A 12,779-nucleotide genomic window follows, 5' to 3' on the forward strand; every position below is an offset into this window, starting at 1 on the left:
GGTTGCCGGTACCCGGGCGCCGAACTGGGCAAACCGGAGCCTGTTTCGGGGTCGGACGGCCCCGCGTACCTCGCTGCGACAGGGCGGCGGGTGCGGTAGCTTGCGAGCCAGAGCCGGTGTCACCGATTGTGCCGGCGCGGTCACCGAGGGGACGCGATGAGCGAGGTCACCGTACGCTTCGTCGGCGGGCCCGCGGACGGCCTGGTCCGGTTGCTGCCGGCCGGGTCGGACGGCGCCCCACCCCAGCGTTGGATCATGCGGCACCCGGACGGCACGGGCCCGGTGCAGCCCGGCCCCGACCACCTGTACGAACGCGACAGGCCCGACGAGGCCGGCGGTTGGAGCATGCGTTTCGTGCGCACCGACGCGTACGGGGTGTCCGAGTGACCATGAGGCGGGGCTGACCGGTGGGGTCGCCGGCATCGCGTCGGCCCGGCCGCACAGCTGGCGCACAGCTCCCGCAGGGGCGCGGCACAGGCGTGACGACCACGATGGGGCGCATGGTCATGAACGGGCAGGCCGCGCCGAGCCGGATCGAGCTGCGGCGCCCCGACGGGGAACCCGTCCGGGTGCTCGTGGTGGACGACGAACCCACGCTCACCGACCTGCTGTCGATGGCGTTGCGCTACGAGGGTTGGCAGGTCCGCACCGCCGGTAACGGCATGGCGGCGTTGAGCACCGCCCGACAGTTCCAGCCGGACGCCGTGGTGCTCGACGTGATGCTGCCCGACCTGGACGGTTTCCAGGTGCTGCGTCGGCTGCGCGAGCACGCCCCGACCGTGCCGGTGCTCTTCCTGACCGCCCGCGACGCCGTCGAGGAACGCATCGCCGGGTTGACGGTCGGCGGCGACGACTACGTGACCAAACCGTTCAGCCTGGAGGAGGTGATCGCCCGGTTGCGGGCGCTGCTGCGCCGTTCCGGGCTGGCGATCGCCGCGCAGGAGGAGGCGGTTCTGACAGTCGGTGACCTCAGCCTCGACGAGGACAGCCACGAGGTCCGCCGGGCCGGTCAGTTGGTCACCCTCACCGCTACCGAGTTCGAGTTGTTGCGGTACCTGATGCGCAACCCGCGCCGGGTGCTCAGCAAGGCGCAGATCCTCGACCGGGTGTGGAACTACGACTTCGGCGGCCAGGCCAACGTGGTGGAGCTGTACATCTCGTACCTGCGCAAGAAGATCGACGCCGGGCGGGTGCCGATGATCCACACGTTGCGCGGCGCGGGCTATGTCCTCAAGCCCGCCGAGTAGCCGCCGCCCGCTGCGCGCCGCCCGCAGGTGGCTGGCGGGGCGCTCCCTGCGTACCCGACTGGTGTTCGCGCTGCTCGCGCTGCTCGCGTTGGTTAGCGTCGCGATCGGGGGCCTGACCACTGTGGCGCTGCGGCACTTTCTGATCGACCGACTGGACGCCCAGCTGGCCCCCGCGACGGCCATGCGGGGCGACCGTCCGGGACGTCCGGCCTTTCCCGGCGATGGACCGGCGATCCCGCCGGGGTTGCCGTCCGGCGTGGTGGTCGCCGAGATCACCGACGGTCGCGTGACGAGCGCCCGGACCCTGACCAGGAGCGTCTCCAGCGCCGACCCGTTCCCCGACGAGCAGTCGGTGCCGGTGGGGGAGGTCGCCGCGCTGGCGGACCTGCCGGTCGACGCCAGACCGCGCACCGTCGGCCTCGGTGATCGCGGTGACTTCCGGGCCGTGGCCCGGCAGTACTGGGACGGCCGGGTACGCGTCGTCGCGATCCCCCTCGCGGGCGTCCAGGAGACCATCTGGGCACTTGTCGCCGCGCAGGCCGGGGTGGCCGCGGTCGGGCTGCTGCTCGCCGGTGTGGCGGGCGCGCTCATCGTGCGGGCGACCCTGCGGCCGCTCCACCGGGTGGCGGCCACCGCCACCCGGGTCACCGAACTTCCCCTGGACCGTGGGGAGGTGGCGCTCGCCGTCCGGGTCCCGGCCGCCGACACCGACAGCCGCACCGAGGTCGGTCAGGTCGGGGCGGCGCTGAACCGCATGCTGGGCCACGTCGCCGCCGCGCTCTCCGCCCGGCAGGCCAGCGAGACGCGGGTACGCCAGTTCGTCGCCGACGCCAGCCACGAGCTGCGGACGCCTCTCGCGGCGATTCGGGGCTACGCCGAGGTGGCCCGGCGCGGCCGGGACGAGGTTCCCGCCGACGTGGCGCACGCGCTGCGCCGGGTGGAGTCGGAGAGCACCCGGATGACGAGCCTCGTCGACGACCTGCTGCTGCTGGCCCGCCTCGACACCGGCCGACCGCTCGCCGTCGAACCGGTGGACCTGACCGCCCTGCTGGTGGACGCGGTCAGCGACGCGCACGTCGCCGGCCCCGAGCACCGTTGGCAGCTCGAACTGCCCGAGGTGGCGATCCGGGTGCCCGGCGACGCCGCCCGGCTGCACCAGGTGGTGGCGAACCTGCTCACCAACGCCCGGGTGCACACCCCACCCGGCAGCACTGTGACCACCACGCTTGCCGTCGACGCCGCCGGAGCCCTGGTCACCGTCGCCGACGACGGGCCCGGGGTGCCGGCGGAGCTGCAACCGGAGATGTTCGAACGGTTCGCCCGGGGCGACAGCTCCCGGTCCCGCGCGCACGGCAGCACCGGCCTCGGCCTGGCCATCGTCGCGGCGGTGGTGGAGGCCCACCACGGCACTGTCGAGGTGCAGAGTCGTCCAGGTCGGACAATGTTCACCGTCCGGCTGCCGAATCCCACAGCTGACGCATAGGCGACGCACGGGGTCACGCCAGCCCGGCCGCCGAGGCTGGCCGCATGGACAGAACAGAGACCCTGCCGACGGCGTCCCCCGCACCCGAACCGCCGACGGCCGCCCGCCCGGATGAGCACTCGCCGCCGACGCGCCGCTCGCCGGCCTGGGCCCGGCCCGCGCTGGCAATCCTGCTGCTCGCCACCGGCCTGCTCTACCTGTGGGGGCTGGGCGCGTCGGGCTGGGCGAACTCGTTCTACGCGGCGGCAGTGCAGGCCGGCTCGGTGAGCTGGAAGGCGTTCCTCTACGGCTCGTCGGACGCCGCCAACTCCATCACCGTCGACAAGACACCCGCGTCGCTGTGGCTGATGGCCCTGTCCGTACGGGTCTTCGGGCTGAACAGTTGGGCGATGCTCGTGCCGCAGGCGCTCTGCGGGGTCGCCTCGGTAGCCGTGCTCCACGCGACGGTGAAGCGCTGGTACGGGCCGGCCGCCGCTCTGATCGCCGGCGCGGTCCTCGCGGTCACCCCGGTGGCGACGCTGATGTTCCGGTTCAACAACCCGGACGCGCTGCTGGTCCTGCTGCTGGTCGCCGGGGCGTACGCCACGGTTCGCGCGCTGGAGACGGCGAGCACCCGGTGGATCGTGCTCGTCGGTGTGCTCGTCGGCGTCGGCTTCCTCACCAAGATGTTGCAGGCGTTCCTCGTGGTGCCGGTCTTCGCCGGCGTCTACCTGCTGGCCGCGCCGACCGGGCTCTGGCGGCGCGTCCGGCAGGTGCTGCTGGCGGGGCTGGCGGTGGTGGTGTCCGCCGGCTGGTGGGTGGCGCTCGTCGAGTTGGTGCCGGCGAGTGCCCGCCCGTACATCGGCGGCTCGCAGGGCAACAGCATCCTGGAGCTGACCCTCGGCTACAACGGCCTCGGCCGGATCACCGGCGAGGAGGTCGGCAGCGTCGGCGGTGGTGGCGCCCGGCCGGGCGGCGGCGCTGGCCCGTTCTCGGGGCAGAGCGGCGTGCTGCGGATGTTCGGTGGCGACATCGGCGGTCAGGTCTCCTGGCTGCTGCCGGCCGCGCTGGTCCTGCTGGTCGCCGGCCTGCTGCTGGCCGGGCGCGCGGCGCGCACCGACCGCACCCGGGCCGGGCTGCTGCTCTGGGGCGGCTGGCTGCTGGTCACCGCCCTGATCTTCAGCTTCATGTCCGGGATCTTCCACGCCTACTACACGGTGGCGCTCGCACCGGCGATCGGCGCGCTCGTCGGCATCGGTGTGACGCTGCTCTGGCGGGAGCGGCGACCGGCCGTAGCTCCGGCTGTCGCTGCCGTCGCCGGGACGGGTGACCCGGTGCCCGCGTCCGCTGACGCCACCGCTGCCGGCACGCGCTGGCAACGGTGGCGTCCGGTGGGTGCCACGGCGACGCTCGCCGGCACGCTCGCGGTCACCGTCTGGTGGGCGTGGGTGCTGCTCGGGCACAGCCCGGACTGGTACCCGTGGCTGCGGACCACTGTGCTCGTCGCCGGTCTGGTCGGTGCGCTCCTTCTCCTGCTCGTCACCCGACTGCCCCGCCGGTTGGTGCCGGTGGTGCTGGGCCTGGGCGCGGCGGCGGCCCTCGCCGGCCCGGTGGCGTACGCGGTACAGACCGCCGCGACCCCCCACACCGGGTCGATCCCGAGCGCCGGCCCGTTCGTGGCGGGCGGGTTCGGCCGGGGCGGCTTCCCCGGCGGGCGACTCCCCGGCGGCGTGGAACTGCCGGCCGGCGGCCAACTCCCCGGCGGCGGCCAGTTCCCGGGCGGCTTCCCGGGCGGCGGCCAGTTCCCCGGCGGCGGGCAGAACGGCGGCGGCCAGAACGGTGGCCGCAATGGCGGTCAGGTGCCCGGCTTCCCGGGCGGTGGTCGTGGCGGCGTACCCGGCTTCCCGGGCGGCCAGGGCCCCGGCGCCACCGGCGGGCAGGGGCGCTCGGCCGGTGGGGGCATGGGCGGGCTGCTCGACGCCCGTGAGCCCAGCGCCGCGGTGCGCGAGCTGCTGGAGCGCGACAGCGCGGACTACACGTGGGTGGCCGCGACCATCGGCTCGAACAACGCGTCCGGCTACCAGCTCGCCACCGGCGACCCGGTGATGGCGATCGGCGGGTTCAACGGCAGTGACCCGTCACCGACGCTGGAGCAGTTCCAGCGCTACGTGGCCGACGGGAAGGTCCACTACTTCGTCGGTGGCGGTGGCTTCCGGGCCAACGGCGGCAGCGCGGCCTCCCAGGAGATCGCCGCCTGGGTCGCGGAGACGTTCACGGCGCAGACCGTCGACGGGGTCACCCTCTACGACCTCAGCGCGGGGGCGTCGTGACCATGCTGGGCGGGCCACGGGCCGCCATCCAGGCCCGACCCACCGCCGCCGTGCTGGACGTGGTCATCCCGGTCCACAACGAGGAGGTCGACCTCGGGCCGTGCGTACGGCGACTGCACGCCCACCTGAGCGCGCACTTCCCGTACCCGTTCCAGATCACCGTCGCCGACAACGCCAGCGTCGACGACACCCTGAAGGTGGCCGACTGCCTGGCCGGTGAGCTGCCCGGCGTCGAGGTGCTGCACCTGGACGCCAAGGGGCGGGGGAGGGCACTGTCGGCCGCCTGGTCGGCGTCGTCGGCACCCGTGCTGGCGTACATGGACGTGGACCTCTCCACCGACCTGGCGGCGCTGTTGCCACTTGTCGCGCCGCTCATCTCCGGCCACTCCGACCTGGCGATCGGCACCCGGCTGGCGCGTACCTCACGGGTGGTCCGTGGCACCAAACGGGAGGTGATCTCCCGGGCCTACAACCTGCTGCTGCGTGGTGCGTTGGCGGCGCGGTTCTCCGACGCGCAGTGCGGGTTCAAGGCGATCCGGGCCGACGTGGCCGCCGAACTGCTGCCGTTGGTGCGCGACACCGGCTGGTTCTTCGACACCGAACTGCTGGTGCTGGCCCAGCGGGCGGGGCTGCGCATCCACGAGGTGCCGGTGGACTGGGTCGACGACCCGGACAGCCGCGTCGACATCGTCGCCACCGCCCTGGCCGACCTGCGCGGTGTGGGTCGGCTGGGCCGGGCGCTGCTGACCGGGACGCTGCCCCTGGCCGACCTCCGCGCGCAGCTCGGCCGGGCACCGCTGACCGGGCCGAGCGCCGAGCCACTGACCGGGCCGGGTGGGGCACCGCTGACCGCGCCGCGCGCCGAGCCACTGACCGGGCCGGGTGAGACGCCGCTGACCGGGCCGCGTGCCCGGCCAGGAACGTCGCTGCCGGGGCAGGTGCCGGTCGGGTTGCCCCGGCAACTGGTCCGGTTCGCGGCGGTGGGGGTGGCGAGCACGCTCGCGTACCTGCTGCTGTTCGTGGCCACCCGGGGCGCCCTGGGTGCGCAATCGGCGAACCTGTTGGCGCTGCTGGCGACCGCGGTGGCCAACACGGCCGCGAACCGGCGGTTGACGTTCGGCATCAGCGGACGCCGGCACGCTGGCCGGCATCACGCGCAGGGGTTGCTGGCCTTCGCCCTCGGTCTGGCTCTGACCAGCGGGTCGCTGGCCGTGCTGCACGCGGTCCACGCTGTGCCCGCGCGGCCGGTGGAGCTGGCCGTGCTGGTGGCCGCGAACCTGGCCGCCACCGTGCTGCGGTTCGTGCTGCTGCGCCTCGGCATGCACCACCGCTAGCCCTCCGCCCCGGCGATCGTGCACTTACCGCATCGACAATGACCCGCGAAAGGGACGTTCTGACCACCACAAGTGCAAGATCGACGGAGGTTGGGGTGAGGCCGGCATCGACGCGAGCGGGGGACCCGGCCGGTCAGCCGACGAGTACCTCGGTGAGGACCTCGACGACGCGGCGGGTGTGCCGCCCGTCGGGGTCCTCGTCGGTGTTCAGGTCGGTCACGCTCATGCCGAGGAGCCGGTCGGCGCGGGCCAGCGGCGTGACGAGCGCGATCAGGTCCGCCCAACGCGGCCCGTCCGGCTCGGGGTAGGTCACGGCGGGCAGGTCGCGTGGGTCCACCACGTCCAGGTCGAGGTGCAGCCAGGCCGGCCCGTCGCCGTCGGTGGCGAGACCCGCGCCGATCGTCGCCGCGCCCCGCCGTAGCACCTCGGCGGCGTTGATCTGCCGGATCGCCGGGGCGATGCGGGCCGCCTCGACCCGGCTGCTCTCGTCGGTGGCCGGGCGGTGCCCGAGCAGGTGGACGCGGCCGGGCTCGATCATCGCGCCGCCCGGGCCGACGGCGGCCGGGCCGTACCCGGTGACGACCGCGAGGTCCATGTCGGCGGCCTCACCGGTCGGGGAGGTCGTGCCGTCGAGGAAGTCCGGATGGGCGTCGACGAACCACAGGTCGGTCGCCGGGGGCAGGGCCCGGCAGATGCCGGGCAGGATCGCGCAGTCGCCGCCGAGCACCAGCGGTCGGTGGCCGTCCGCGATGAGGGCGCCGATCCGCGCCGCGATGGCGCCGCCGGCCCGGATCAGGCCGGCCACGCCGATCACCCCGCTCGCCGGGTCGCGGTCCGGGTCGCGCAGCAGCGCCTCGTCGATCCGCCCGTCGTCGTCGGCACCCAGGGCCTCGCGCAGGCCGGCCCGGCGCAGCGCGGTCGGGGCCCGCTCCTCGCCGCGTCCGGTGCCGGAGGAGTCCAGCGGCGCGTCCACGATCATCCAGCGCACGTCCGCAGCGTACCGGCGCGATCGGCCGGTCCCGGCCACATTCTGTGGCGAGGCTGGGAGTACGCCGATGTGCCCGCGACGGCGACACGGACCGGCGTACGGTGATGGACAAGTCCGGCTTTCTGGGTTAAAAGCCTCATCGGTGTACGCCTGGGACGCCGGTGTCGAGGCGGCGAGGCAAGGAGCGATCGGTGGAACATCTGGCCTACCTGGACGCGGGGTCCGGCAGCCTGATCGTGCAGGCGGTCGTCGGCGGGGTGGCTGGCGCCGCGGTCGCCGCGAAGCTCTACTGGCGACGGCTCGTCGACCGGTTCCGCCGGCAACCCACCGACCAGCGCTGAACGGGCCAGCCCCGACGATGGCGATCTCACCCACCGAGGTACGGCCCGAGCCGGCTTCCTTCCGCGACCCGGCCAACCGGGTGTTCCACGTCGGCGACGAGGTGCTGCGCGGGCTCGACCCGCAGGCCGCCGAGCACTGGCGGGCACTGACGAACAGCACGTTCTTCCCGGCGCTGGTGGCCGCGCGAAAGGTCTGCGCCACCGAGGACGCCCCGCCGACCCTGGTGCCCGCAGCGACCGGGACGCCGTGGACCGCCGTACTGCGCCACGAGCGCATCCCGTTCGTCTCCCACCCGTACGAGTGGTCGTTCAGCATGCTGCGCGACGCCGCCCTGCTGCACCTGGAGATCCTGAAGGCCGCGCTCGGCGAGGGTTTCACCACCAAGGACGGCTCGGCCTACAACCTCCAGTGGCGTGGCGCCGAACCGGTCTTCATCGACATCGGCTCCTTCGAGCCGGTCCGCGACGGCGAACCGTGGGCCGGTTACCGGCAGTTCTGCCAGACGGTGCTCTACCCGCTGATGCTCACCGCCCACCTGGGCGTCGACTTCCAACCGTGGCTGCGTGCCCGGGTCGACGGCATCGAGGCCGACGAGCTACGGCCGCTGTTCAACGGGGCCCGCCGGCTGCGCCCCGGCGTGCTGACCCACCTGCACCTGCACGGAGCGATGCAGCACCGCAACGCCGCCGCCAGCACCACCGAGGTCCGCGACCAACTGCGGGCCGCCGGCTTCTCCCGGGAGTTGCTGCTCGCCACCGTACGCGGCATCGAGAAACTGGTCCGCAAACTCGACCGCCGCCCGCCCGAGAGCCACTGGTCGGACTACCACCGCACCTGCGGCTACTCGGCCCGCGACCGGGTGGCCAAGGAGCAGTTCGTGGCCGTCGCGGTGGCCGCCGGCAGCCGCCCCCGCCTGGTGCTCGACCTCGGCGCCAACGACGGCCGGTACTCGCGGCTGGCAGCCGGGCACGCCGACTACGTGGTAGCCGTCGAACAGGACCCCACTGTCGTCGACGAGCTGTACCGACAGTTGCGCGCCGAGGGGCAACGCCGCATCCTGCCGCTGGTGCTGGACCTCGCCGACCCCTCGCCGGGTGGCGGCTGGCGGGGCGTCGAACGGGCCGGTTTCGCCGAGCGGGCGTCCGCCGACGTGGTGCTCGCCCTGGCCGTGGTGCACCACCTGGCGATCGGCCGCAACGTGCCGCTGCCGGAGGTCCTCGACTGGCTGGCCGGGCTGACCGCGCCGGGCGGCGCGGTGGTGGTGGAGTTCGTCCACCCCGAGGACCCGATGGCGACCCGGTTGCTGGCCAACAAGCCCGCCGGTCTCTTCCCGGACTACCGACGCGACACCTTCGAGACGTTGCTCGCCGCCCGCGGGCGGATCACCGACCGGCTGGAACTGCCCTCCGGCACCCGCACGCTCTACCGGACGGTGATGGGTGGCTGAACCGCTGTGGGACCGGAGCTGGCGAGGGGAGCTGGGTCGGCTGCTCGAGATGGCCGCGCTGGTCGGCCTCGTGGTCACCCAGCCACTGCTGGACGTGCTCGGCCGCAGCCCCGACTTCTTCCTCTTCCACCGCGCCGACCCGGCCCAGATCCTGCTGCTCGTCGCTCTGGTGACCGTGACACCCACAGTCGCGGTGGCACTGCTGGCCGCGCTCAGCCGACTGGCCGGTCGGACCGCCCGCGCCGTCACCCACACCTGTCTGGTCGGGCTGCTGGTCGGCGCCCTCGCCGTGCAGGTGGGCCGACACGTGACGGCACTTCGGGGCGTACCCCTGCTGCTGGTGGCCCTGCTGGCCGGGGTCGGAGGCGCGGTCGCGCACCGGCGGTGGCGGGCGTCGCGTCTGGTGCTGCGACTGGCCGCCGCCGGCCCGGTGGCCTTCGTGGGGCTCTTCCTGCTCGCCTCACCCACCTCGGCGGTGGTCCTACCGCGCGGTGACGGCGGTGCGGCCGGCACCGCGCAGGGCTCGGCCGTGCACCCGCCGGTGGTCATGCTGATCCTCGACGAGCTGCCGCTGGTCAGCCTGCTCGGGGCGGACGGAAAGATCGACGCCGGGCGGTACCCGCACTTCGCCGAACTGGCCGGCGGTTCCACCTGGTACCGCAACTCCACCGGGGTCAGCGGCTGGACGCCCAACGCGCTGCCGGCGATGCTCACCGGCCGCTACCCGGCACGGTCGGTGGCACCGCACTACTCGCAGTACCCGGACAACATCTTCACCGCCTTCGGCGGCCTGTACGACATCCGCGCCGAGGAGAGCATCACCCGGCTCTGCCCACCCAGCCGCTGCGAGCAGCCGATCACCCCCGAGCAGGGGCTCGGCGTGCTCGTCCGGGAGACCGGCAAACTGCTCGGCCGGATCGCCGGGCCGACGGAGAGCGCCGTCGACCCGGAAGACTCCTACCGCGAGCAGACCCGCGCCGAGGCCGGCCTGGACGCCGCCGAACCGGTGCCGGCCGACCCGAAGTTCCGCTGGGACAGCCTGGACGACAACCAACCGGCCCGCTTCACCAGCTTCCTCGCCGGGCTGAAGCCCACCACGCGGCCCACCCTGCACTTCCTGCACCTGCTGATGCCGCACTCACCGTGGGCGTACCTGCCGTCCGGCGCACGCTACGACGCCCCCGAGGACCTGCCCAACGACGGCGCCGGGTGGGTCGACCTCGCCCGGCAGCGGCACCTCGCCCAGCTCGGCTACACCGACCGGCTGATCGGCGAGACGGTGCGGACGCTGCGCGCCAACGGCCTCTACGACCAGGCCCTCGTCGTGGTGACCGCCGACCACGGGGTCAGCTTCCGCCCCGGCGCCCAGGGCCGGGGCATGGACGCGATCAAGGCCGCCGCCGGCGAGGTCGCCTGGGTGCCGACGTTCGTCAAGGAACCCCGCCAGCAGGCCGGACGGGTGGACGACCGCAACTGGGAACACGTCGACCTGCTGCCGACAGTCGCCGACGAGGCCGGCGTCCGGTTGCCGTGGCGGGTCGACGGGCGCTCCGCCCGACAGGCCCCCCGCACCGACGGCACGAAGCACTTCTACGACCGCCCCGGCGAACCCGTCACCTTCCCCGGCGGCGTGCCCACCCCGCCACCCCCGCCGACACCCCACCCCCTGGTCGGCACCGAGGTACGCGCCGGCCCGGCCGCCGGCAGCGCCCGGGTCGCCGACCTGGCCGCGTTCACCGCCACGGACCCGGACACCGGCACCCTCCCCGCGCTCGTCTGGGGCGACGTCCCGGACCGGATCCCGGACGGCACCCTCCTCGCCGTCGCCGTCAACGGCCGCATCGGAGCCGTCGTCCCGGTGGTGCCCGCCGACCCCGGCGGACGCCGGTTCGCCGCGCTCCTCGCCGACGACAAGCTGTTCCACGCCGGGACCAACACGCTCGACGTCTTCCAGATCGCGACGGACGGTACGCTGCGACGCCTTGCTCTGTCGTGAAGCGGTTCCACGTCGGGTCCGGTCCGGTTTCGGGGTTGGTCCTCTGGTCCCGGCTGGCGGGACGGCGGGTTTCCCGGCCGCCCGGTCGGGAATCGGGTGACGCATACCTCACCGCCGAACCACGGCGGGCGGTGTCCCCCGAGCCGCAATTACGGTAGAAGCGAAGGCAATTCAACGTAGATCTGCCGGCGAAGCGAGGAACCACATGACGGAAGTCAAGCTCGATCACCCCGGTGGGCAGCTGTCGATGCCGGTACATCCCGCGGTCGAGGGCCCCGCCGGTATCGGGGTGAGCAAGCTGCTGAAGGAAACCGGGATGACCACGTACGACCCCGGTTTCGTCAACACCGCCGCTGCCTCATCCGCGATCACCTACATCGACGGCGACGCGGGGATCCTGCGTTACCGGGGATACCCGATCGAGCAGCTGGCCGAGAAGTCCTCCTTCCTGGAGGTCTCCTACCTGCTCATCTACGGTGAGCTGCCGACCGAGCAGCAGCTGACCGAGTTCACCGAGTGGATTCGGCGACACTCGCTGCTGCACGAGGAGATGCGCCGCTTCTTCGACGGCTTCCCCCGGGACGCCCACCCGATGGCGGTGCTCTCGTCCGCGGTGAGCGCCCTGTCCACCTTCTACCAGGACAGCCTGGACCCGTTCGACTCCGAGCACGTGGAGATCTCCACGGTCCGGCTGATGGCGAAGGTCCCCACCATCGCCTCGTACGCGTACAAGAAGTCCATCGGTCAGCCGCTGCTGTACCCGGACAACTCCCTCGGGTACGTGGACAACCTGCTGCGGATGACGTTCGGCGTGCCGGCGGAGCCGTACGAGGTCGACCCGGTGATGTCGAAGGTGCTGGACATGCTGTTCGTCCTGCACGCCGACCACGAGCAGAACTGCTCCACCTCGACGGTCCGCCTGGTCGGCTCCAGCAACGCCAACCTGTTCGCCTCGGTCTCGGCAGGCGTGAACGCGCTGTTCGGCCCCCTGCACGGTGGCGCGAACCAGGCGGTGCTGGAGATGCTCCAGCAGATCCACGCCGGCGACGACGACGTCCGGTCCTTCGTCCGCAAGGTCAAGGACAAGCAGGACGGCGTCAAGCTGATGGGCTTCGGCCACCGGGTCTACAAGAACTACGACCCGCGGGCGGCGATCGTCAAGAAGGCCGCGCAGGACGTGCTGGGCCGGATGGCCAAGCCCGACCCGCTGCTGGACATCGCCATGGAGCTGGAGGAGATCGCCCTCGCCGACGACTTCTTCGTCTCCCGTCGGCTCTACCCGAACGTGGACTTCTACACCGGCCTGATCTACAAGGCCATGGGTTTCCCGACGAAGATGTTCACGGTGCTCTTCGCGCTCGGCCGGCTCCCCGGCTGGATCGCCCAGTGGCGCGAGATGATCAGCGACCCGGAGACCAAGATCGGCCGTCCGCGGCAGGTCTACGTCGGCTCCCCCGAGCGGGACTACGTCCCCTTCGGCGACCGCTGACCCCCGCTCCTCGCTTCACCAGCAGGCCGTCGACCCCTCCGGGTCGGCGGCCTGTCGCGTGTCGCCTTTTCTCCGCCCCGCCAGATCCTGGCCGGCTTGATCGACTCGGTTCGCAGGAAGTCGGGGTGTCCTAGGCGCTAGGAC

General features: G+C 73.0%; 10 protein-coding genes. 9 read left to right on the top strand and 1 reads right to left on the bottom strand.

Going from position 1 to position 12,779, the window contains the following annotated elements; all coding sequences use genetic code 11:
• Positions 1-156 precede the first annotated feature (156 nt).
• From ABZ406_RS13310 to ABZ406_RS13330, 5 genes are all read left to right on the top strand, one after another.
• Positions 157-387, top strand: a complete 231-nt coding sequence (locus tag ABZ406_RS13310; RefSeq protein ID WP_091408172.1) for a hypothetical protein — start codon at positions 157-159, stop codon at positions 385-387.
• A gap of 113 nt (positions 388-500) precedes the next feature.
• Positions 501-1,247, top strand: coding sequence for a response regulator transcription factor (locus ABZ406_RS13315; protein ID WP_357760019.1), 747 nt, complete (start codon positions 501-503; stop codon positions 1,245-1,247).
• On the top strand, positions 1,225-2,730 hold the full coding sequence (locus tag ABZ406_RS13320; protein ID WP_357760022.1) for an ATP-binding protein: 1,506 nt from the start codon (positions 1,225-1,227) through the stop codon (positions 2,728-2,730). Before ABZ406_RS13315 ends, ABZ406_RS13320 begins: the two co-directional genes overlap by 23 nt.
• 44 nt (positions 2,731-2,774) lie before the next feature.
• Positions 2,775-5,039 carry a glycosyltransferase family 39 protein gene (locus ABZ406_RS13325; RefSeq protein ID WP_357760024.1) on the top strand — a complete coding sequence of 755 codons (2,265 nt, stop codon included), beginning with the start codon at positions 2,775-2,777 and terminating at the stop codon, positions 5,037-5,039.
• Positions 5,040-5,041: 2 nt separating this feature from the next.
• Positions 5,042-6,373: a dolichyl-phosphate beta-glucosyltransferase gene (locus ABZ406_RS13330; protein ID WP_357760471.1), complete on the top strand. Its 1,332-nt coding sequence runs from the start codon at positions 5,042-5,044 to the stop codon at positions 6,371-6,373.
• A 133-nt stretch (positions 6,374-6,506) separates the two neighbouring features.
• Here ABZ406_RS13330 and ABZ406_RS13335 read toward each other — a convergent pair whose 3' ends face one another.
• Entirely contained in the window at positions 6,507-7,352 is an 846-nt protein-coding gene (locus ABZ406_RS13335) for an arginase family protein (protein WP_357760474.1), read from the bottom strand.
• A gap of 200 nt (positions 7,353-7,552) precedes the next feature.
• Here ABZ406_RS13335 and ABZ406_RS13340 point away from each other — a divergent pair, with 200 nt between their 5' ends.
• From ABZ406_RS13340 to ABZ406_RS13355, 4 genes are all read left to right on the top strand, one after another.
• A complete protein-coding gene (locus tag ABZ406_RS13340; RefSeq protein WP_165947858.1) occupies positions 7,553-7,702 on the top strand; it encodes a hypothetical protein in 150 nt (49 codons plus the stop codon).
• Positions 7,703-7,719: 17 nt separating this feature from the next.
• The gene (locus ABZ406_RS13345) at positions 7,720-9,150 is read left to right on the top strand and encodes a class I SAM-dependent methyltransferase (RefSeq protein WP_357760027.1); all 1,431 of its coding nucleotides are present in this window, start codon (positions 7,720-7,722) and stop codon (positions 9,148-9,150) included.
• Positions 9,143-11,146 carry a sulfatase-like hydrolase/transferase gene (locus ABZ406_RS13350; protein WP_357760029.1) on the top strand — a complete coding sequence of 668 codons (2,004 nt, stop codon included), beginning with the start codon at positions 9,143-9,145 and terminating at the stop codon, positions 11,144-11,146. Before ABZ406_RS13345 ends, ABZ406_RS13350 begins: the two co-directional genes overlap by 8 nt.
• A 205-nt stretch (positions 11,147-11,351) precedes the next feature.
• The gene (locus ABZ406_RS13355) at positions 11,352-12,635 is read left to right on the top strand and encodes a citrate synthase (RefSeq protein WP_357760032.1); all 1,284 of its coding nucleotides are present in this window, start codon (positions 11,352-11,354) and stop codon (positions 12,633-12,635) included.
• The last annotated feature ends 144 nt before the right edge of the window (positions 12,636-12,779 follow it).

It is taken from the genome of Micromonospora sp. NPDC005710, assembly GCF_040630995.1.
Taxonomy (GTDB): domain Bacteria; phylum Actinomycetota; class Actinomycetes; order Mycobacteriales; family Micromonosporaceae; genus Micromonospora.